Annotated in this window: 20 protein-coding genes; 17 read left to right on the top strand and 3 right to left on the bottom strand. The window is 41.0% G+C overall.

The annotated features are described in order from the left end of the window. Positions 1-3: 3 nt before the first annotated feature. Both efeB and PSR12_RS08785 read left to right on the top strand, forming a co-directional pair. On the top strand, positions 4-1,263 hold the full coding sequence (gene efeB / locus PSR12_RS08780) for an iron uptake transporter deferrochelatase/peroxidase subunit (protein ID WP_274772702.1): 1,260 nt from the start codon (positions 4-6) through the stop codon (positions 1,261-1,263). After that, positions 1,238-2,953, top strand: a complete 1,716-nt coding sequence (locus tag PSR12_RS08785) for an FTR1 family iron permease (RefSeq protein WP_274772704.1) — start codon at positions 1,238-1,240, stop codon at positions 2,951-2,953. Before efeB ends, PSR12_RS08785 begins: the two co-directional genes overlap by 26 nt. A 39-nt stretch (positions 2,954-2,992) precedes the next feature. On the opposite strand, the gene PSR12_RS08790 is transcribed toward PSR12_RS08785, so the two are convergent. Then, a complete protein-coding gene (locus PSR12_RS08790) occupies positions 2,993-3,847 on the bottom strand; it encodes a pentapeptide repeat-containing protein (RefSeq protein ID WP_263082430.1) in 855 nt (284 codons plus the stop codon). A gap of 137 nt (positions 3,848-3,984) precedes the next feature. Here PSR12_RS08790 and PSR12_RS08795 point away from each other — a divergent pair, with 137 nt between their 5' ends. The 4 genes from PSR12_RS08795 (at position 3,985) to PSR12_RS08810 (ending at position 9,630) form a co-directional block, all read left to right on the top strand. Then, positions 3,985-5,589: a PucR family transcriptional regulator gene (locus PSR12_RS08795; RefSeq protein ID WP_221680847.1), complete on the top strand. Its 1,605-nt coding sequence runs from the start codon at positions 3,985-3,987 to the stop codon at positions 5,587-5,589. A gap of 129 nt (positions 5,590-5,718) precedes the next feature. Further along, positions 5,719-6,987, top strand: coding sequence for a cytosine permease (locus PSR12_RS08800; RefSeq protein ID WP_274772705.1), 1,269 nt, complete (start codon positions 5,719-5,721; stop codon positions 6,985-6,987). Beyond that, positions 6,984-8,087, top strand: coding sequence for an S-methyl thiohydantoin desulfurase family protein (locus PSR12_RS08805; protein ID WP_221680849.1), 1,104 nt, complete (start codon positions 6,984-6,986; stop codon positions 8,085-8,087). Before PSR12_RS08800 ends, PSR12_RS08805 begins: the two co-directional genes overlap by 4 nt. Next, complete coding sequence (locus PSR12_RS08810) at positions 8,080-9,630, top strand: hydantoinase/oxoprolinase N-terminal domain-containing protein (RefSeq protein ID WP_221680850.1); 1,551 nt, start codon at positions 8,080-8,082, stop codon at positions 9,628-9,630. Before PSR12_RS08805 ends, PSR12_RS08810 begins: the two co-directional genes overlap by 8 nt. Before the next feature lie 17 nt (positions 9,631-9,647). Here the strand turns inward: PSR12_RS08810 and PSR12_RS08815 are convergent, their stop codons facing one another. Both PSR12_RS08815 and PSR12_RS08820 read right to left on the bottom strand, forming a co-directional pair. After that, positions 9,648-10,322, bottom strand: a complete 675-nt coding sequence (locus PSR12_RS08815; RefSeq protein WP_274772706.1) for an HAD family hydrolase — start codon at positions 10,320-10,322, stop codon at positions 9,648-9,650. Positions 10,323-10,328: 6 nt separating this feature from the next. Further along, positions 10,329-10,562, bottom strand: coding sequence for a cyclase (locus PSR12_RS08820; protein ID WP_274772707.1), 234 nt, complete (start codon positions 10,560-10,562; stop codon positions 10,329-10,331). A gap of 190 nt (positions 10,563-10,752) precedes the next feature. Between PSR12_RS08820 and PSR12_RS08825 the strand changes: the two genes are divergently transcribed. From PSR12_RS08825 to ptsP, 11 genes are all read left to right on the top strand, one after another. Continuing rightward, positions 10,753-11,529 (top strand): hypothetical protein, encoded by a 777-nt coding sequence (locus tag PSR12_RS08825; RefSeq protein WP_221680853.1) that lies wholly within the window; start codon positions 10,753-10,755, stop codon positions 11,527-11,529. Next, complete coding sequence (locus PSR12_RS08830) at positions 11,526-11,882, top strand: GntR family transcriptional regulator (protein WP_004229320.1); 357 nt, start codon at positions 11,526-11,528, stop codon at positions 11,880-11,882. The genes PSR12_RS08825 and PSR12_RS08830 overlap by 4 nt, the downstream gene beginning before the upstream one ends. Before the next feature lie 9 nt (positions 11,883-11,891). Then, entirely contained in the window at positions 11,892-12,605 is a 714-nt protein-coding gene (locus PSR12_RS08835) for an ABC transporter ATP-binding protein (protein WP_274772709.1), read from the top strand. Between the two features lie 87 nt (positions 12,606-12,692). Next, positions 12,693-13,613, top strand: coding sequence for an ABC transporter ATP-binding protein (locus PSR12_RS08840; protein ID WP_004229316.1), 921 nt, complete (start codon positions 12,693-12,695; stop codon positions 13,611-13,613). Continuing rightward, positions 13,591-14,532, top strand: a complete 942-nt coding sequence (locus PSR12_RS08845; RefSeq protein ID WP_004229314.1) for an ABC transporter permease — start codon at positions 13,591-13,593, stop codon at positions 14,530-14,532. Before PSR12_RS08840 ends, PSR12_RS08845 begins: the two co-directional genes overlap by 23 nt. 178 nt (positions 14,533-14,710) lie before the next feature. Beyond that, on the top strand, positions 14,711-16,654 hold the full coding sequence (gene nagE / locus PSR12_RS08850) for an N-acetylglucosamine-specific PTS transporter subunit IIBC (protein ID WP_274772711.1): 1,944 nt from the start codon (positions 14,711-14,713) through the stop codon (positions 16,652-16,654). Positions 16,655-16,749: 95 nt separating this feature from the next. Beyond that, complete coding sequence (nagA, locus tag PSR12_RS08855; RefSeq protein ID WP_373880542.1) at positions 16,750-17,910, top strand: N-acetylglucosamine-6-phosphate deacetylase; 1,161 nt, start codon at positions 16,750-16,752, stop codon at positions 17,908-17,910. Positions 17,911-17,974: 64 nt separating this feature from the next. Continuing rightward, positions 17,975-18,685 (top strand): sugar isomerase domain-containing protein, encoded by a 711-nt coding sequence (locus tag PSR12_RS08860; RefSeq protein WP_274772714.1) that lies wholly within the window; start codon positions 17,975-17,977, stop codon positions 18,683-18,685. A gap of 20 nt (positions 18,686-18,705) precedes the next feature. Next, on the top strand, positions 18,706-19,410 hold the full coding sequence (locus tag PSR12_RS08865; protein WP_221680859.1) for a glucosamine-6-phosphate deaminase: 705 nt from the start codon (positions 18,706-18,708) through the stop codon (positions 19,408-19,410). Beyond that, on the top strand, positions 19,407-19,673 hold the full coding sequence (locus PSR12_RS08870; RefSeq protein ID WP_221680860.1) for an HPr family phosphocarrier protein: 267 nt from the start codon (positions 19,407-19,409) through the stop codon (positions 19,671-19,673). Before PSR12_RS08865 ends, PSR12_RS08870 begins: the two co-directional genes overlap by 4 nt. Continuing rightward, positions 19,670-21,382 (top strand): phosphoenolpyruvate--protein phosphotransferase, encoded by a 1,713-nt coding sequence (gene ptsP / locus PSR12_RS08875; RefSeq protein WP_274772717.1) that lies wholly within the window; start codon positions 19,670-19,672, stop codon positions 21,380-21,382. The genes PSR12_RS08870 and ptsP overlap by 4 nt, the downstream gene beginning before the upstream one ends. Positions 21,383-21,435 lie beyond the last annotated feature (53 nt).

Here is a 21,435-nt window from a genome sequence, read left to right on the forward strand (position 1 = left end):
ACAATGACAACGTCAAATGAGGAAAAATTTATAAATAAAAAAATTTCTAGACGTGATATGTTAAAGCTAACAGGTATCGGTGTGGCAGGTGTTGCCATCGGTGCCTCTGGCTTGGGTGGTGTCATGAAAGCAATGGGCTATGATGTCTTTGAGCCAGTAGCAGATAGCACGACGGCTAGCAATAAGGTCAATTTCTATGGCAAGCATCAGTCAGGTATTGTGACACCTGTACAGACGAATATTTATTTTGCTTCTTTAGATGTATTAGTGACATCAAAGAAGGAACTACAAGCGTTGTTCCAGCAATGGACACCCCTTGTTGTGCGTTTAATGAACGGTGAAGTCATGGTCGATGTATCGACAAATACAAGAGTGCCAACTGGGGATACTGGAGAGGCAGAGGGCTTAGATGCATCTAATCTATCCATTACCATTGGTGTCGGACCTTCATTATTCGATAAACTGGGCATCCAGCATTTAAAACCAGCGGAGCTAAAGGATTTACCACATTTCCCTAAAGATCAGCTTCAAAAAGAATACACAGGTGGTGATTTGTGTATTCAGGCTTGTGCAGATGATCCGCAGGTGGCCTTCCATGCAGTTCGTAATTTAGTACGAGCTGCTTCAGGTAAAGTAGAAATAAAATGGTCACAGGCGGGCTTTAACTCGTTTCCAGCTAGTGGAGGGACACCACGAAACCTCTTCGCCTTCAAGGATGGTACGGTAAACCCAGCTATTACCGATGAAAAAGACTTAAAGGAGGTCGTGTGGGTGGATAAAGGCTGGCTAAAGGGCGGCTCTTATTTAATTGCGCGTAAGGTTCAAATGCATCTTGAAACGTGGGATCGTACATCATTGAAAGATCAAGAGGCAACATTTGGCCGTTACCGCGATAGTGGGGCACCTTTTGGCAAAACAAAGGAATTCGATGATTTTGATGTAGAGGCAAAGGATGATAAGGGCAATTATATTATGCCTGATACATCACATGTCCATTTGGCGCGGAAATCAGGTGCGCGTATTTTGCGACGCTCTTATTCCTATGCATCAGGCGTGATGTCAAATACAGGGACACATGATGCAGGGCTAATCTTTATCTCTTTTCAAAAGGACCCAGCCCAATTTACAACCATCCAAAATAGCTTAGGGCGTATGGATAAAATGAATGAGTACATTACCCATCGAGGCAGTGCCGTGTTTGCTTGCTTCCCTGGTGTACAAAAGGGGAGTTATTTAGGTGAAGCACTTTTTAACGCGCTGTAGTATCGTGATTGTCCTTATGCTGACTTTAGCTTTACCTGTACAAGCTGCGCAATCCTATAGTCATCTCTATATTGCGATTAGTGATGCACTGATGAATACAAAGCAGGATAAAGAGGCGGAGGCCAAGCAGGCACTTGAACAATTTGCTGTTGATTGGGCTAAAGTATCTTCAGAGCAGAAAGAGGCAAAAGCAAAGGTGGATGAAATCCTTGCACAGGCTACTGAGGCAACGTCCAAGGATGAGCGTTTAGAGGCGCTATCAGCACTATCGAATGCATTGCGTGCATTAGAAAAGCTTGAAAATCCAGTGGATGAAGCGGCACAGCGAGCAGAATTTGGGCAAAAATTTAAGCCGATCATGGCAGACTTTGAAAAAGCATTAGCAAGTGGTGATATTCAGGCCATTGATGAAGCCTACAAAGATTTTAATAGTAAATGGAATAAAAATGAGCGACCTGTGCGTGAACAAAGTATCGCAATGTACGGGCAAATCGAAACACAAATGGCATTTCTTCGTATCTCTATTTCTGCTGAGGAGCCTGATGTAGCGCTTATGCAATCTCAATTCGATGATTTAAAGCAAACGATTGAGGATTTTGTAGCTGGCAAAGAAACAGCCGACGTGGTAGAGGGAGAGTATTCTTTAGCTACATTAATTGCCTATATAGATGAGGCCAATGATTTTCTGGATGCAGGTGATTACCAGGCAGCTTCAAATAAAATACGTGAGTTTATTACCATTTGGCCAAGTGTAGAAATTGAAATCTCCACACGTAATAGTAGTCTTTATACGAAAATTGAAAGTGATATGCCGATGATCGCGAGTGATCTATTAAAATCCAACGTCGATCAGCAAGCAATTACCAAACAATTAAATACATTCCGCACTGAGATTGAACTGATTCAAGGGGATTCCGATTACACAATTTGGGACGCTGCGTTAATTTTATTACGCGAAGGGCTAGAGGCATTACTGATTATTTTAGCCTTAGTGTCATTCCTCAATAAATCAGGGCAGAACAAGATGCGCAAATGGATTTATGTCGGCGCGTTTGTCGGCGTTCTATTGTCTGCTATTGCAGCCATTCTTATGTCGACGATTTTAAATTCGGCAACAATTGATACGAATCGCGAGTTAATGGAAGGGTATGTAGGGCTAGTTGCTGCAGCGATGATGATCGGTGTTGGTATCTGGCTACATAGCAAATCAAGCGTGGTCAGCTGGAATCGCTATATTTCCAAACAAATGGGTAATGCCATTTCGAGTGGCTCTATTTTTGCGATGGCTATGATTAGCTTTTTATCGGTCTTCCGTGAAGGTGCAGAAACGCTTGTCTTTTATGCGGGGATTGCACCAAAAATGGAAACGTCACAGTTTATTCTTGGGATTGTGGTTGCACTACTCATTCTGGCTGTACTTGCAGTCGTGTTATTTAAAGCAAGTGGTAAAATTCCAATTCACAAATTTTTCGCAGTAGCAACCATTTTAATTTACGTGCTAGCCTTTAAAATTATTGGGGTCAGTCTGCATACTTTGCAGCTGACAGATAATCTGTCCACAACGATTGTTGATGGCTTACCTGTTATTAGCTTGATTGGCTTCTATCCAACAGTGGAAACAATCATAGGGCAGTCTATTTTACTCTTGTTAGTGGCGACTACTGTGCTCTATAAAAAGAAACAAGCCTAAAGAAAAAGGTAGATGAGCGTAAAACGCCATCTACCTTTTTTATTGCCAATGAGCAGGTCGTTTTATGTAAGAAGGTAATTTAGTCGAACGATCCCCTTGCGCGGCGTTGATTTGCATTTGGGTTAGAAACAGACTTGTTGAAAGATCAGCACCGCGTAAATTGGCATCTCGTAAATCAGCTCCGATGAAATCTACTCCTTGTAAATTCGCATCTTGAAGATTTGCTGCGATTAAATAACTCCCCCTTAGATCAGTCGCTCGTAAATCCTTGCCTTTTAAATTTTTGCCCATCCAATCAGCCCCACGTTGATTCAAGTTTCTAGAAGCCTTTCCCTTCACACTGTGCTGGCGAATTTGTTCGCTAGTTTGGAGCAATAGTGCATTGATCGGCATACGACTAGCTACCATATCCAAGGCTAATAATGTATCTGCATCCTGAGCTATGATCTGCTGTAAGTGCTTCAATTGAGCAAGAAGCTGTTCATAAAGCATATTATCCACCTGATAGGACAAAGCCTCCGCCACATACGCAATCATTTCGTAAAGCTGTTCCATAATGGGAAAAACATGAAACATCTTGTCCGCATGCTCACGAGATTGTCGCCAATCCTGTCCATGAAATGTCACCTGTGAAACCTGTTGACCTGCGCCTAGGCAATCAAAAACGGTACAGCCCTTAAAACCAGTCTCTCGTAGCTGACTATGTATGTGACAGCTATAGTTATCCTGCAAATTAGGACATGGCGTGCCTGCTGGTTTATTGATCGCAAAATCACTAGAAGCCAAAATATTTAAAGCGGTACAGCACAAGCCAAAACAGCTTTGACAATCTGCCTGTAGACTATGTCGGATTTTTGTACCAACGGTTGTCTCTTTTTTTGTCTGATTAGACATCCTCATTTTCCTCTCTCATCTTATCCATTTAATTACTATTTTAACACTAACAAGCTACCAGTTAAAATAGAGAGAAACTGTATTTTGAAAGATAGTAGGGGATATGGTATTCTTCTTCAAAAGAGTTGTAAAGAAAAGTGGTGGTGGAACATGGGGTAACGGTCAATGAATTATTACAATTGCCATCTTTTCGAGGGGCAGAGGTGTTAACAGGGCGAGATAATCTGCATCGTACCGTATCATCTCTATCTGTATTAGAGGTATCGAATGTTGATTTTTATTCGAAAATTATTAACCGTGTACAGGAGGAATGGTATGCAGAGGAGCTTGTCATTAGCTCTTTTTACTCCATTCGAGATAGTGTGGAGCAGCAATGTGAAACGATTCAGCATTTACATGATTTAGGAGAGCTGGGGCTTATTTTATATTATGTCGGCATTGTATTGCCTGATATTCCACAGGAAGTGCTTGCGTTAGCGGAGGCGCAAGGCTTTATTATCATTTGTATGCCGCGAAATGATTATTCACTGCGCTATAACGAGGTTATTTATGAGGTTATGGAAGCGATTGTTAGTAATCAAGGCGTTAATGATCATTTTGTCAAAGAGACATTAGAAAAAGTATCGTTACTACCTGAGCATTTAAGAAGTGTTGAAATTACACTAAAAATGCTTTCAGATCGTTTGAAGGCTAATATTGTGCTCACTAATAGTCATTTTGAGATTGTGAACCAAGTGATGTGGCCACGAAATTCATCATTAGATGTAGCGAATGTCATTGAACAATGCTCCCAATCCAATTTTCAGAGAGAAGCAGGCAAGCTTGAGCTACTAAGAAGTGATGTCGCCTGTGTCGTAGACTATAAAAGAGTACACCAAAAAAATGGTGAGCCGCTATTTTTATTTCTGATTAAAGAAAATACAAAATTACCTGCTAAGACAATTGAAAAAGTAAGTGAGGTTGTGCAAGTAGCTATAAATTTATGGGGAGACAAGCATGATGAGGTTAGTGAATATGCCTTAGTTAAAGCTATTATCAATGATGAGGGGGAGAAAATGAGAAGATTAGCCAATCTCCTTCATATTGATGTTTCCGCGATTCAAATGATGTGGCTTGTCTACATCCATGAGTTAGCAGAAGAAAAAAGAATTCGCGATGAATTAGAAGAGCAACTGTCCAAATATTATCAAACAAGAGTCATCCAATGCATTGACCATTGTATGATTGTACTGGTAGGCAATTGCTTTTATAAGCATCATGAGTTTGAAATTGCCATTGAATATAGTGAAACGACTCAGTATGATGCCCAAATCGCAGAAATTGTTTATGCACCTAAAATGAGAAATACAAAGTCTGTTCGTCAAATGTATCAATTGGTCAATCAGGTGGGGGACAAAGCCCATACGATCTATCCGATGCGGAAATTGTTTACTGCAGCGGAAGTGCGCTCCATGAAAAGGGCAATCGATGTCAGTAAGCAGGGCGAAGAAATGATTGAAGAATATTTGTCTGTAATTGAACCGATTTTACGTGACCATGATTCCTTGCAGACATTGATAACCTTTTTATTAGATGCAAATGCTAGTGTGGAGCGCTGTGCAGAGCTCCTCTATATCCATAAAAACACGGTGAAATACCGCATCAAAAAAATTAGTGAGCTGATTGGCACAGATGTTACCGTGTATTCGGAATTTTATGATGCCTATATGGCTTGCATGCTATATCGATTAATTAATGATTAGAATAATCTGAAATTTTGTTCAAAATGACAAAATTTCAGATTATTTTTTTCATTTGCGCAAAAGACTCAACTCTTACCTATCTTCTATAATTAAAAACATTAATCCATCACCAAATAAGGAGGGAGTCACATGCAAAATGAAAATAAAGGTCAATCTTGGTATAGCTTAGGCATTATTTGGGCTGGTGCCATGATTTGTATTCCCAGTTTATTAGTCGGTAACGCACTGATTACCAATATGAGTTTATCAAAGGCACTGGCTGTTGCTTTTGTAGGCTATGCTATTGTCGTGATCATCATGATCTTGCAAGGCATGCAAAGCAGTGATTTAGGAAAGCCCACTGTCCATATAGCAGGACAGGTGTTTGGTAAAAAGGGCTCTCGTACAATATTATCCATTATCTTAGCTATTGCTTGCTTAGGGTGGTTTGGCATTCAGGCCAATGTGTGTGGCGTAGCCTTAGCAAATTTATTAGCAATCTATCATTTGAATATACCCATTCCAATCGCTTCCTTCATTAGTGGTATGGTCATGGTCGTATCCGCACTTTATGGGATGAAGGTGTTGCGTATTTTAAGCTATATCGCCGTACCATTGCTCGTCATCATTTGCCTGTACGGTTTAGGCCAAATATTAACAGGTGAGCAACTACAGCTCATTCGCGATTATCAGCCACAGGGCAATATGAGCTTTATGGATGGTTTAGCTGTAACGATTGGGTCCTTTGCATTAGGGGCTGTTATAGCGGGTGATTATTCGCAATTTTCCAAAAAACGTTCAGACGTTTTCAAAGCCGCTACATTAGGGATTATTCCCGCAGGAGTGCTAATGATTGCTGTGGGAGCTGTCTTAACGATTGCCTATCAAACAAGTGATATTACAGCAGTCTTTCTGCATATCGCAACACCCTTTATTGGTGGAGTGGGTCTGATTTTAGCAACATGGAAAACCAACTTGGTCAATGCAATTTCAGGTGGAATTGCCTTAATTAATGTATTTGATGTTGCGAAAAACAAAGAACGATTAGCCATAGGTGTGGCGGGTACAATTGGCACAATCTTAGCCGTTGTGGGGATTTTAAATTATTTTACACCCATCATGTCAATTTTATCGGCGATGATTCCGCCTGTTGCAGGGGTGATGATTGCTTCCTACTGGGTCATTCATAAGGGCAAAGCAGATAGCTGGCATGAAGTGGAAGGGGTCAATCGATTAGGTGTATTTTCTTGGCTAGTAGGAGCTGTCATTGCCTGTATGCCAGTGGTATTCTCCTTATACCCTGCATTGCCAGCACTACCAAACCAACCGATGATTGGCATCATTATTTCATTCGTGATTTATTATGTTGGGTATCGTGTATCTGTACAAAAAACGGTCATATTGGAGGAACATAGATGAGATATTTAGATCAAGCAGCTATTGAACATATTGCCATTGGGGCAGCATTTCTAGGAACAGGTGGGGGAGGAGATCCCTATATTGGAAAATTAATGGCGCTTTCTGCCATCGAAAAAAATGGCCCTGTAAAGTTGTATTCAGTGGATGAAATTGCGGATGATGATTTTTTCATTCCTGCCGCAATGATGGGGGCGCCATCGGTTTTGGTAGAAAAATTTCCACGTGGCGGTGAGTTTGTTAAGGTTTTCCAAAAGCTCGCGCAATATTTGGGTAAAGAAAAAATTGCAGGCACCTATCCAATGGAAGCAGGTGGGGTCAATTCGATGATTCCTATTGTAGTAGCTGCACAACTTGGCTTACCATTGATTGATTGTGATGGCATGGGGCGTGCATTTCCAGAATTACAAATGGTGACATTCCACTTAGATGGGATTTCAGCAACGCCAATGGCCATCACCGATGAAAAAGGGAATATTGGTATTTTTGAAACGATTGATAATAAATGGACCGAGCGTATCGCCCGAACAGCAACAGTAGAAATGGGCGCTAGTTCCTTAGTGAGCCTCTACCCAACAACGGGTGCACAAATTAAACAAAGCGGTGTTCATCATATAGTGACGCTTTCTGAAAAAATCGGTGAAGTTATTGCCTCGAAAGATCAAGAGGTGAACGATAAGCTACAAAGCCTTTTAAAGCTTGTGGAAGGATATGAGCTTTTCCAAGGAAAAATAGTGGATGTTATTCGTGAAACGAAAGGTGGCTTTAACCTAGGTAAAATGAATCTTGAAGGTATTGAATCTTATAAAAATGATCAAATGAAGGTTCATTTCCAAAATGAAAACTTATTAGCTGAGAAAAACGAGCAGGTTATAGCCATGACACCAGACTTAATTTGTTTGGTGGATTATGAAACCTTATTGCCTGTTACAACAGAGAGCTTAAAATATGGTAAACGTGTGCGTGTGATTGGCTTACCAGCACATGAAAAATGGCGTACAGCAAAGGGTATTGAAACAGCTGGACCCAAATACTTTGGCTATGAATATGAGTATACGCCAATTGAGGAATTGGTGAAAAAGGAGGTAGCAGAGCATGTATAAGATTGGAATCGATGTAGGTGGAACAAACACAGATGCCATCCTTTTAGACCATAATAGCCAGCTTATTTACAGTGTGAAATCACCTACAAGCTTAGATATTAAAACGGGAATTGAAAAGTCACTGCAACAATTACTAGAGGGTGCAAATATCGATAAAGCAAAAATTACCCATGCGATGTTAGGGACAACACAATGCACCAATGCCATTGTGGAACGTAAAAAGCTTGCAAAGGTGGGTGTCATTCGACTAGGTTATCCAGCGACGGCTTCCGTGCTCCCTTATACAGCTTGGCCAGCCGATATGATTGATAAATTATCTGGTCATTATGCCATTGCCCGTGGTGGTTATGAATATGACGGCCAATTATTAAGTGCGCTTGATCAACAGGAAATTACAAAACTACTAGAGGAATGGCGTAGTCAAGTGGAATCCATTGCAATTGTTGGTGTCTTTTCCTCTATTAAAAATGATCAAGAATTGCAGGTTCGTGAATGGATTCAAGAAGTCTATGGTGAGGAATTCCCGATTTCCTGCTCCTCATTAATAGGTTCAGTCGGGTTAATTGAACGTGAAAATGCTACGATTCTGAATGCTGCATTATGTAAGGTGATTGAGACAACAACACAGGGCTTTATACAGGCGTTACAAGCAGAAGGCATTTTTGATGTAGAGGTTTATCTATGCCAGAATGACGGTACATTAATGTCTATCGATTACGCCAAGCAATTCCCAATTTTAACAATTGCCTGTGGACCAACCAATAGTATCCGTGGAGCATCATATTTATCACAAATTCAAAACACTATGGTATTGGACGTTGGAGGTACCACTTCAGATATCGGTGTATTACAGGATGGTTTCCCGCGAGAATCCTCGGTCGCAGTTGAAGTGGGGGACATTCGGACAAACTTTAGGATGCCAGATATCATTTCAGTCGGACTTGGCGGGGGTAGTATTGTTCGTGTGAATGGTGACAAAATTACAGTTGGGCCGGATAGTGTAGGCTATAAAATCAGTGAGGAGGCCCTTGTTTTCGGTGGCTCGACCTTAACGACAACAGATATCGCTGTCCGTTTAGGCTTAGCAGAGGTAGGCGATTGCACGTTAGTTGCACATATTGATGAAGCCTTTGCCAAAGCTGTTCAAGAAGAAATTTCTTCGTTACTGGAGCAGGCGATTGATAAGATGAAAACTTCCTCAGAGGATGTGTCACTAGTCTTAGTAGGAGGTGGTGGAATTATTGTACCAGACAAAATTCGAGGCGTTTCCACAATTGTAAAATCTGAGTACGGTGGTGTAGCGAATGCCATCGGTGCCTCGATTGCACAAATTAGTGGTCAATATGAGCAGATTTATATATATTCCAAAGAATCGCGTGAGGAATCCTTAAAAGATGCACAAAACAAGGCTGTGAAACAAGCCGTATTAGCAGGTGCTCTTGAGGATACCATTGAGCTAGTGGAAGTAGAAGAAACACCTCTCGCGTATCATCCAGAAAATGCAACCAGATTAAAGGTAAAAGTAGTAGGGAAAATGGTGTAACAGTCAAAGGAAGAGTCCTAGTTAAACAGGGCTCTTCCTTTTATTAATGGATCAAATGAATGAATCACGGCATCAGGTTTAATGTCAGTAGGATTCGTGAGGCGATGAGGATTGAACCATATGCCTTTCATCCTTGCTTGCTGACAACCAACGATATCCTTTTCTAGGTCATCCCCAACGAATAGGGCTTCTTCTGGTTGTACATGAAGCTGATTTAAGGCTAATTCGAATATGCGTTTGTCAGGCTTAGTTAAGCCTACTTCCTCAGAAATAAGGATAACATCAAAATAGCTAGCTAAACCTGTATGTGTGATTTTAGCCTTTTGTCGCTGTGTAGAGCCGTTTGTGATAATGCCAACTTGTACTTGCTTCTTAATCGTTTGGAGAACATTCAACGTATGTTGATCGATAGAAAAGCAATATGGAAACTGCTGATCCCAAAAATCTTGCATGTCATGGCGAGGCAATTGAAAAGTTGATGGAAACGCATCAAAAAACGATGATAAAACATTGGTTTTATCGGCAATCCCATAGTCTCTTTTATCGTATTCCTTAAATTTTTCCAGCATGTCCTTTTTGAGCATACCCTGAATAGCACCATAGTATTTTTCCAAAATAATATAAAACAGGTTATCGACAGCATGATCTCGATTAAGTAAGGTATCATCTAAATCAAATAGTATCGCTTTCAACGAGCTTCATATCCTTTCTTGCTCATCAAGAGGTTTTCGTTTATGTTTTTCATTCATAATTTTTTTGTTTAGGATCGTTACCTTGCCAACCATGAGCAACCTCATATCTTCCACAATATACTTAGCTAGCTCTTCGTCCGATATGTCATCTCCATCAATATCAAGGCGAAAATCCTGCCCTTGTATGCCACCACCATTGGTAAATTCAATTTCAAAATCAAAGACAACTCTTTTATCCATTCAAGTACCACCTTACGCTTAGTGTTAGCGTGCTATCCATATATTCTGTGTTTAATAGGTGAATACCTTCTTTGAGCATAAGCGTAATTGTTGAGTAAACAAAATTTCCTTTTTCTTGTATTTACCACTTGCCAACAAAAAAGTTATAGTGTAATATGTAACTAGTACACTATGACACGAGGTGTTGTGATTGAAAAGCTTTACAGGACTTTTAAAAAAAGAATGGGTACTTTATCGCTCATGGTTTCTAGTAGGGATATTTATGGGACTTATGCTATCTTGGATCGTTCCCTATATCCTACATCAGTATGTCAATCTCTTTGCACATGAGCATCAACTAGCATTTGCATTTACGATACTCGTCCTTTTTCTAGGAGGATTTTATTCTGTTTTACAATTTTTGGCATCGATGCGATTGGATATTAAAGCAAAGGAGAGCTGGCTCCATTCAACAAGCTCCATCACAAAGCTTATCGGCGCAAAATTGGTTTGCTCATTAGTAGGATATGTCCTCTTCACTATCCTTTTTACGAGTATAGCCATTTTCAATATTAAGGATGAGCTGATTGCCAGCGCTGGACAAATTTTATTGGTTCTGGTAATAGTTGTTATTATATTGACGATTTTACAATTAATGCTATTTATCATTCTTTTATTCTTTTTAGCTTTTTATTTACAATTAAAGCGCGTAATAGGTCGTTTTTCGATTGTGCTGACAATGATTGCGTTTTATGTAACCACAGCTGGTTGGGTGCGGGTAACGGAGAGTCAGCTGTATCGAACGATCTTCCTCCATGGAGAGGTTTCGCTTCAAAGCATCGAACAATATCTACCAACAGGGAAAGAAATGACGATGGAATGGATGCTTGGCTCGATTTATGTCGTTGAGGAAGTAGCCATTACGTTATTACTACTACTGCTGTTTTTAGCAGCATCGAAGTGGCTTGAAAGGGTGGTTTTACGATGACGATGGATTTTTCGCGTGACAAACCCATTTATAGCCAGCTTGTCGATCGAATTTGTGGAGACATTTTGAAGGGGAAGTTGCAGCTAGGTGATCGACTTCCCTCCGTTCGAGAATATGCAGTAGAAACAGGTGTCAATGTCAATACGGTGCAACGTGTATACAAGGAGTTAGAGGCAATGAATATAACGGAAACCAAACGAGGACAGGGTACATTTATTACGAGCAATGAGGAGCGCATTGAGTTATTGCGGGAAGAGATGAAAAATCAGCTGGCTGAAAATTTTTTAACATCGATTGAGGCATTAGGCTTTTCAAAGGAAGAAATGCTGGTGGTTTTGAAAAATAAAGCGTGAGGTGAAGGGATGTTACAGCTATTAAATGTATCTTTTCAATATAAGAAAAAGCCAGTTTTACAGGATCTATCCTTTTCCTTTCCGATTGGACAAATCATTGGACTAGTTGGGGAAAATGGTAGTGGTAAATCTACGCTTATGAAAGTTTTAGCTGGTTTACTGCGACCCACTGCTGGTGAGATCACACTAGAGGGTGAACCAGTCACACGTAGAAGTGCTGACAAAATTGCTTATTTACCAGATACAGATTTGTTTTTTGAGTACTACACGGGTGAACAGCTTTTCCAGCATTATGCTTCGCAGTTTGGAGATTTTTCCTATGATAAGGCCTGTATCGTCGCACAATTTTTACAGGTAGATACACGTACAAAGCTACGCCAATTATCAAAGGGTAATCGTGGTCGTATGAAAATGGCTGCCACCCTTGGGCGAGAGGTTCCTTATTATATCATGGACGAACCATTTGCTGGGCTAGACCCTATTGTCAGAGAGCAGCTGATTAAAGGCTTAATTCAATTTACGGACATCGAAAATCAAACGATCTTGCTATCCACACATGAATTATATGAGGTAGAGCCTATTTTAGATCAAATTATTTTATTGCAGGCAGGATCAATCATGGCCTATGAGAACGTGGAAACATTACGCGATGTGGCTAATAAGGATGCAGTTGAGTGGATGAAAGGATTTTATCGGCCTTCAGTAAAAAATATTGACAGCTAAAGGTGAAGAAAGAATCGTCAATAAAGCAATGTTGTCTTGCCAGACTGCATATTGCTCAGGCGAAATAGATTAGAAAGGGTGAAAAATATGACAGAACCAATTGTACAATTGCAAAATTTATCGAAAACTATTCGAGGAAAGCAATTAATTCAACAGTTAAACATTGATTTATATCCAGGTCAAATTACAGGGTTTTTAGGACCGAATGGAGCGGGGAAAACAACAACGATCCGAATGATGACAGGGCTTATGCATCCAACAGAGGGCAATGTCATCATCGACGGGCTTTCACTTAAGGAGCATTATGAGGAAGCCATTAGTAAAGTTGGTGTGATTGTTGAAAATCCAGAAATGTATAAATTTATGTCAGGCTATAAAAATTTACTACATTTTGCACGTATGCATAAAAATGTAACGAAGGAACGAATTCAGGAGGTCATTCAACAGGTTGGGCTCGAAAATCGTATACATGAAAAGGTCTCTACGTATTCACTTGGTATGAGACAGCGACTAGGATTAGCCCAGGCGTTATTGCACAGACCGAAATTTTTGATTTTAGATGAACCGACGAATGGCTTAGACCCTGCTGGTATTCGTGAGTTTCGTATGTACCTGCGTAAGATTGCTTCAGAAGAGGGCGTATCTGTCTTTGTCTCAAGTCACTTATTATCAGAAATTGAATTGATGTGTGATCGAGTGGCCGTGATTCAAAATGGGCAGCTGATTGATCTGCGCGATATTCACAATGAAAGCTCATCGTTTTATTATGTGGAGGCAGAGCCAAAAGAGCAGGTGTCTGCTTATCTGGAACAGCGTGACTTTAACTTTGTAGCAGAGAATCAGGGCTATGTGGTGGAAATGAAGAAAGAGGATGTCCCGGCTATGACTACACAACTAGTCCAAGCAGGTATTCAATTATTTGCCGTACAGCCACATCAAAAAACATTAGAGGATCAATTCTTAGAAATGACTGGAGGCGGACAAATTGCTGAAGCTAATTCAAAATGAGTGGATGAAATTATGGCATAAAAAAGGAACATGGGCAATGGTGGCCATGCTGATTCTTGTCATTCTTGTTCCTGCTGGAATCACCAAATATTATGAAGTAAAATCCCCGACGGAAGGCTCCTGGAAAGACATAGAGCAGGAGGCCATTCAATCCTATAAAGAGACGCTAGCAGGTGAAGATTTAACGGAGGAAGATAAAGCTTACTTTCAAGAGCAGATGGCTATTTCTGAATATCGTTTAGCGAATGATGCACCAAGTCAAAAAGATAGTAGTCTTGCAAGCTTTATGTCCTTTACAAGCGGTATGCTAACGCTTGTCACTTTATTTACAGTCATTACCGCAGCTAGTATTGTATCGAGCGAATTTTCAACAGGGACGATTAAAATGCTCTTAACGCGCCCAATGTCCCGTGCAAAAGTGTTGACGTCTAAATTACTGACAACATTTCTTTTTGGTTTGTTATTGTATGTGGTGAATGTTGTGGTAAGTGCCCTTATCGGCTTAGTCTTGTTCGGCATGGGAACAGGTGTGGAATTAGAAATGGTCAATGGGCAGGTCGTTGAAAAGGCCGTATGGAGTGATTTAGCCTATCATTACCTATTATCTGGTGGCGATTTTGTGATGTCTACATTATTTGCCTTTTTGATTGGTTCAGTATTCCGTTCAAGCTCTTTAGCAATTGGTTTAACGATGTTCCTTTCTTTTACAGGCGGCATGATTGTTATGTTCTTAAGCCGCTACGACATCGTCAAATATATTTGGCTCACACATTCTGATTTAACACAGTATGAGCATGGTGGTGGCTCCATGATTGCTGATGTGACGTTGCCCTTCTCATTAACAGTACTTGCTATTTACGCAGTAGTTTTCCTTGTCATTAGTTATTCAACCTTTATGAAACGTGATGTCACGGCATAAGCTATAGAAGAACTGTGCCCTAATTTCGAATTAGGGTGCGGTTTTTTTGTTTAACATCACGAAATATTAAAAAAGTATTTATTTTTTTTTGAATTGCGCCTATAATAATAGCAACTTAGTGAAAACGCTTTTTTTTTACTAAAGTGGTCTAGACAACTATACCAAAGGGGGATAATGAATGTTTGCTTTCTTACAAAAAATCGGTAAGTCGCTCATGTTTCCAATCGCAACTTTACCAGCAGCAGCATTACTATTGCGTTTAGGTTCAGCGGATATGCTTGGGGCCGTACCGAATGAAGCCATCCAGTACATTGCTAGTATAATGGCCGCTTCTGGTAATGCTATACTAGGGAATTTACCAATTGTTTTTGCGATTGGTATTGCGATGGGGTTTGCACATGATAGTAGTGGCGGCGCAGCTCTAGCGGGTGCGATTGCGCATCTTGTTTTAGTCGCCGTTTTAGGGACTGTTAACGAAGAATTAAATATGGGTGTGTTTGGTGGTATTATTGCCGGTATTACGGCAGGCTTATTATATAACAAATATTATAATGTGAAATTTCCAGAATGGTTATCATTCTTCGGTGGACGGCGCTTTGTACCGATTATTACGTCCATCACCATGGCCATTTTAGGTAGTATTTTAGCGATCGTTTGGGGACCAATTCAGGGTGGCATTGATGCTGTCGGCAATTGGATGATCGGTGCAGGATCACTTGGCGTAGGGATGTATGGCTTCTTCAACCGTCTATTAATTCCAGTGGGTCTCCACCATGTAATCAATACAATTATTTGGTTTGATTTCGGTGAATTTACAAATGCTGCAGGCGAAATCGTGAAAGGAGATATCAACCGCTTCCTAGCAGGAGACACATCAGCTGGACATTTCCAAGCTGGTTTCTTCCCAATCATGATGTTTGGCTTACCAGCAGCCTGTCTAGCAATGTATTTTGCGGCGAAAAAAGAAAAGCGTCCAATCGTTGGAGGGATGTTCGTTTCCATCGCTTTAACAGCCTTTTTAACGGGTGTTACAGAGCCTATTGAATTTTCCTTTATGTTCTTATCACCAGTTCTTTATGGTATCCATGCGGTATTAACAGGTATTTCATTGGCTGTGGCCTATCTTGTTGGATTCCGTGACGGCTTTGGCTTCTCCGCAGGTTTAATTGACTACTTACTCAACCTTGGTCTGGCAGATAAACCATTGCTCTTATTACCTTTAGGTTTAGGCTTTGGGGCGATTTACTTTGTAGTATTCTATTTCTTAATCAAAAAATTAGACTTAAAAACACCTGGACGTGAAGACGATGAGGATGAGGATGGCGAAGTAAATGCTATTGCTAATGATGTCGATTTACGTGCATATTATACAATTGAAGCATTAGGTGGAAAAGACAATATTAAGCAAGTGGATTATTGTACAACTCGCCTACGTTTATTAGTACAGGATTCTGCTAGCGTCGATGAAAAAACATTGAAGCAAACAGGTGCAAGAGGTGTTATGCGTATCAGTAAAACCAATGTCCAAGTAATCATTGGGACATCTGTTGAGTTTTTAGCTGAAGCCATAAAAGAACGTTTGAAAAAAGGCAATCCAGCACCAGCCAATGCAGGACTTCCAACAGCACAGCCTGTCCTAGAAGAAACAGTGAAGAATGACATGTTGACATTCCATGATTTCGAAATGCCAATGACTGGCGATTTATTACCTTTAACAGAAGTGCCTGATGAGGCATTTTCAGCAGGCTTGATGGGCCCAGGTTTCGGGATTCGTCCAACAGATGGAGCAGTCTATGCACCATTCGATGGTCAAGTAGTGATGGTGTTCCCAACAAAGCATGCAATCGGCTTAAAATCTGATACGGGCATTGAAGTATTAATTCATGTTGGCTTAGATACGGTCAAACTAAATGGTGATGGTTTTGATCTGTTCGTGACAGATGGTCAAAAAGTTAAGCGTGGGGATGCGTTATTAAAAGCAGACCTTGTACAGATTGAAGGTCAAGTACCTTCTGTCATCACACCAGTCGTCTTCACAAGCTTAATGGGGCAAGCGATAACACTTGAAAAGACTGGCTATCAACGAGCAGGCTCAACGAATATTATTACAATGAAGAAGTAACGACTAATGGGGCTGTTAGCGAAGGTATACAGAGGCAATGCTATTGCACACGGATGCCTTTTCGACAGCCCTTGTTCAAGAAGGAGATGTTTTTCTTGAGTTTAATCATTCGAAATATCACAGTAGTAAATGGCAATGGACGAGAAGAACAGGTAGATGTATGGATGAAGGATGGTAAAATTGCTCAAATTGCTCCTCAGCTTGATATCCACAATGTCGAACAGCTTGATGGTTCAGGGAAATTTTTATTGCCAGGATTTATTGATCTGCACATTCATGGGTCCGCTCAAATGGATACGATGGATGCTTCTGATGAAGGGCTCCATACGATGGCTCAATCCCTTTTAAAAGAAGGAACGACGAGCTTTTTAGCTACAACGATGACACAAAGCTATGACAACATTGAACGAGCTATTGAAAATGTGGCACAGTTCCAGCCACAGCCAGATGAAGCAGAGGTACTGGGTATTCATATCGAAGGGCCATTTGTCTCGAAGCAGCGAGCAGGGGCACAGCCTCTAGAATATATTGTCGAGCTAGATTTGGATATATGGACAAAATGGCAGCAACTAAGTGGCCATAAAATTAAGCAAATTACGCTAGCACCAGAAGAACCGAATGGCATGGCAGCTGTGCAAAGTATTTCTGCTAGCGGTGTCATTGTTTCAATTGGTCACTCGGATGCTACCTTTGAGCAAATGCAACAAGCCGCTCAACTAGGTGCCACACAGGGGACACACTTATATAACCAAATGCGTCCATTCCACCATCGAGATCCAGGTGTAGTTGGTGGTGTCCTGCTACTAGATGCGATTAAGGCAGAACTGATTGTTGACTTTATCCATATGCATGAAGGTGCGGTGGAAATGGCCTACCGCTTAAAGGGAGCAGACGGGCTTATTTTAATTACCGATGCGATGCGCGCAAAGGGAATGCCCTACGGTGCATATGATTTAGGCGGTCAAACAGTTCATGTGACAGAAGCAGGTGCTCATTTGTCAAATGGATCGTTAGCAGGCAGTATTTTAAAAATGGATCAGGCTGTACGGAATATGCATCACATTACGAATTGTACGCTGGAGGAGCTTGTCAAAATGTCCAGCTATAATGCTGCCGAGCAATTGAAGCTAGGTAATAAGGGTCAGCTTGTACAAGGCTATGATGCGGACGCGGTGATTTTAGATGACCATCTAAGGCTCCATCAAACGATTAAGGCGGGCAAGGTCTTATATGATGTAAATTCAAGCGGACAATAGTCACTAATATGCATCAGGTACAAACATCTGGCATGAAACGATGGAAATGAAAAGGTGATAGAACATGAATACCTATTTTCAACAAGTCAATCAATATTTAACAATGATGGCACAGCAGGAAAGCAACCAGCTTATGCATATTGCCAAGCAAATTGGTAAACGTCTTACAAAGGGGGGCATTATCCAGCTCTTTGGCTCTGGTCATTCCATGCTATTAGCACAGGAATGTTACTACAGAGCAGGTGGCTTAGTGCCTGTCAAACCGATACACATAGAATCGTTAATGCTACATCAGGGTGCACGGCAATCCTCACAAAATGAAAAAAAACAGGCTTTTTTAGCCTCCTATAAGGATCAGCTGCAATTTGATGACCGAGATGTTTGTATCATCATTTCGACCTCTGCCAATAATCCAGCGCCCATTGATATGGCTATCTATGCAAAGGAAGCGGGCGCTTTGACCATTTCACTGCAATCACTGGAATATCAGCACCAGCCATCGCGCCATCCGTCAGGAAAGCGTTTAGAGCAAGTAGTAGATGAAGTATTGAATACGCATGTGCCATTAGGTGATGGTGTGTTAAGCGTTGACCAATTGCAATATGCCCCTGTTTCAACGGTGTTAGGTGCGACTTTATTAAATGCTTTATTCGCTCAAATCATTGAGCTTATGCATGCACAGGGCGCTCGTGTACCAGTGTTTGGTAGCAATAATTTAGGGGGAAATAATAACGATGCGCTCATTGATCAGTATGGTCAGCGTATTCATTTCTAGGGTACAAAGGAGGATATGTGGTGAAAGTAAAAAGATTTTCCTCAATGGATGATTTATATTCATATGCAGTAGCAACTATTTCGGAAGCCAAAAATAATGGCGCCACAACGTTCGGATTAGCTACTGGTGGAACAATGGAACCGCTATATGCTAAAATTTGTAAAACAGATATTGATTTTTCACATTGTATTAGCTTTAATTTGGATGAGTATGTTGGGCTTGAGGCAACTCATAAGCAAAGCTACGCCTATTATATGAACAAACATTTATTTAATCAAAAACCATTTTTAACATCGTATTTACCAGATGGATTAGCAGTAGATCCTCTAATGGAAACAGCTCGCTATGAAGGATTGTTGCAACAATATCCCTTAGATTTCCAACTGCTTGGTATCGGTCAAAATGGTCATATCGGCTTCAATGAGCCTGGTACGTCATTTGCTTCTTTAACACATCTTGTAACACTCGAAGAATCTACTCGTCAAGCTAACGCGCGTTTCTTTTCATCCATTGACGAAGTGCCAACACAGGCCTACACGATGGGTATTCAATCGATTATGCGGGCAAAATGCATTTTGTTACTCGCAGTGGGAGAAGCTAAGCGTGAGGTGTTAGAGCGTTTACTGGCATCTGATTATACAGAAGACGTACCTGCAACTGCTTTATCGAAACATCCAAATGTGATGATTTTAACAGACTTACAAGAAGAGGAGAATAAATTATGAAAACACAACAATTGACAGTAGTCGATCCTTTAGGTATTCATGCACGACCAGCGAGCCAGCTTGTGGCAAAAGCAACACCGTTTGCTTCATCTATAGAAATACGTACAGAAGAAAAAGCCGCTAATTTGAAATCAATCTTAGGTGTGATGGGATTAGCCTTAAAGCAAGGTTCACAATTTACACTAGTGGTAGAGGGGGAAGACGAAGAGCAAGCATTAGCAGCACTAACGACACTCATCACGGAAATGGGGCTTGCACAATGACACAACTCACTGGTATTGCCGCTTCAGACGGCATTGCCATTGCGAAGGCATATCGTTTCGTCCAACCAGATTTAACATTCGCTAAAACAACTATTCATGATATCGAGGCAGAGCAGCAACGTTTAGCAGCCGCTCTTGCCAAAGCAGAACAAGAACTAGTTATCATTCGACAGCAAACATTCGAAAAATTTAGTGCAGAAGAAGCCGCAATTTTTGAGGCACATTTATTAGTGGTTCATGATCCCGAATTACTTGGGCCTATCAATCAAAAAATTGCGGACGAAGCGGTGAATGCGGAGTATGCATTGCATGAAGTATCCTCTATGTTTGTGGCATTATTTGAAGGTATGGATGACGAATACATGAGTGCCCGAGCATCAGATATTAGAGATGTGACAAATCGCATATTAGCACACTTACTCGGTGTACATATTCCAAATCCAAGCAATATGAACGAACAGGTAATTATCGTAGCGAATGATTTGACTCCTTCAGAGACAGCCCAATTAGATCGCAACTTTGTTCTCGGTTTTATTACCGATATTGGTGGGCGTACATCCCATTCAGCCATCATGGCTCGTAGCTTAGAAATCCCAGCAGTCGTAGGAACAGGGATTGCTACGACAACAATTCAGGATGGCGATTATTTAATTGTTGACGGTTTGACGGGTCAAGTCCTAGTGAACCCAAGTGCCGAAGTGATTGCAGACTATCAGGAAAAGGCACAAAATTATCGGGCACAGCAGGCGGAATGGTCTACTTTAGTGAATGAGCAAACCGTATCTAAAGATGGCGTGCATGTTGAGCTAGCGGCTAATATTGGATCGCCAAGTGATTTGGATGGGGTATTGCGTCATGGAGCAGAGGGAATTGGCTTATATCGAACAGAGTTTTTATATATGGGCCGAGAAAATTTGCCATCTGAGGAAGAACAATTTACAGCGTATAAAACAGTCTTGGAAGGTATGAAGGGCAAGCCAGTTGTTATTCGAACACTGGATATCGGTGGCGACAAGCACCTGCCGTATTTACCTGTGCAAGAAGAGATGAATCCATTCCTTGGTCACCGTGCCATTCGTCTATGTCTTGACCAGCAGGAGTTATTCCGCACACAATTGCGTGCACTACTGCGAGCATCTGTCTACGGAAACTTAAAAATTATGTTTCCTATGATAGCGACCATTCAAGAATTCCGTGCGGCTAAAGAAATTTTGCTTGAGGAAAAAGAAAAGCTGATAGCAGGAGGTATTGCAGTAGGCTCTTCCATAGAGGTCGGGATGATGGTTGAAATTCCTTCGACAGCCGTAATGGCAGATATTTTTGCAAAAGAAGTGGATTTCTTCTCCATCGGCACAAATGATTTAATTCAATATACAATGGCGGCAGATCGGATGAATGAAAAAGTTTCCTATTTATACCAACCCTATAACCCAGCCATTTTACGTTTAATTCAAATGGTCATTAAAGCTGCCCATCAAGAACAGAAATGGGTAGGAATGTGTGGAGAAATGGCTGGCGATGAGCATGCTGTGCCACTTTTGCTAGGCTTAGGCTTAGATGAGTTCTCCATGAGTGCTACGTCTATTCTAAAAACGAGGGCCTTGCTAAAGCAATTATCTGTCCCAGAGATGCAGTCTTTAGCAACAGAGGCATTACAGTTAGCGACAGCTGAAGAAGTACTGGAAAAAGTAAAGAAAGCTGTGAAATAAATTAGAACAATAACCCATCTACCACTCTGTAATATGAAGTACAAGTAATTGTA

The sequence above is a fragment of the Lysinibacillus sp. G01H genome, from assembly GCF_028872195.1.
Lineage (GTDB): Bacteria > Bacillota > Bacilli > Bacillales_A > Planococcaceae > Lysinibacillus > Lysinibacillus capsici.

Coding starts and splice junctions, on each gene's coding strand:
- PSR12_RS08830 (WP_004229320.1), top strand. CDS start 11,526: ATGACGATGGATTTTTCGCGTGACAAACCCATTTATAGCCAGCTTGTC.
- PSR12_RS08870 (WP_221680860.1), top strand. CDS start 19,407: ATGAAAACACAACAATTGACAGTAGTCGATCCTTTAGGTATTCATGCA.
- PSR12_RS08810 (WP_221680850.1), top strand. CDS start 8,080: ATGTATAAGATTGGAATCGATGTAGGTGGAACAAACACAGATGCCATC.
- PSR12_RS08820 (WP_274772707.1), bottom strand. CDS start 10,562: ATGGATAAAAGAGTTGTCTTTGATTTTGAAATTGAATTTACCAATGGT.
- PSR12_RS08805 (WP_221680849.1), top strand. CDS start 6,984: ATGAGATATTTAGATCAAGCAGCTATTGAACATATTGCCATTGGGGCA.
- PSR12_RS08840 (WP_004229316.1), top strand. CDS start 12,693: ATGACAGAACCAATTGTACAATTGCAAAATTTATCGAAAACTATTCGA.
- PSR12_RS08860 (WP_274772714.1), top strand. CDS start 17,975: ATGAATACCTATTTTCAACAAGTCAATCAATATTTAACAATGATGGCA.
- nagE (WP_274772711.1), top strand. CDS start 14,711: ATGTTTGCTTTCTTACAAAAAATCGGTAAGTCGCTCATGTTTCCAATC.
- PSR12_RS08800 (WP_274772705.1), top strand. CDS start 5,719: ATGCAAAATGAAAATAAAGGTCAATCTTGGTATAGCTTAGGCATTATT.
- PSR12_RS08790 (WP_263082430.1), bottom strand. CDS start 3,847: ATGTCTAATCAGACAAAAAAAGAGACAACCGTTGGTACAAAAATCCGA.
- ptsP (WP_274772717.1), top strand. CDS start 19,670: ATGACACAACTCACTGGTATTGCCGCTTCAGACGGCATTGCCATTGCG.
- PSR12_RS08835 (WP_274772709.1), top strand. CDS start 11,892: ATGTTACAGCTATTAAATGTATCTTTTCAATATAAGAAAAAGCCAGTT.
- efeB (WP_274772702.1), top strand. CDS start 4: ATGACAACGTCAAATGAGGAAAAATTTATAAATAAAAAAATTTCTAGA.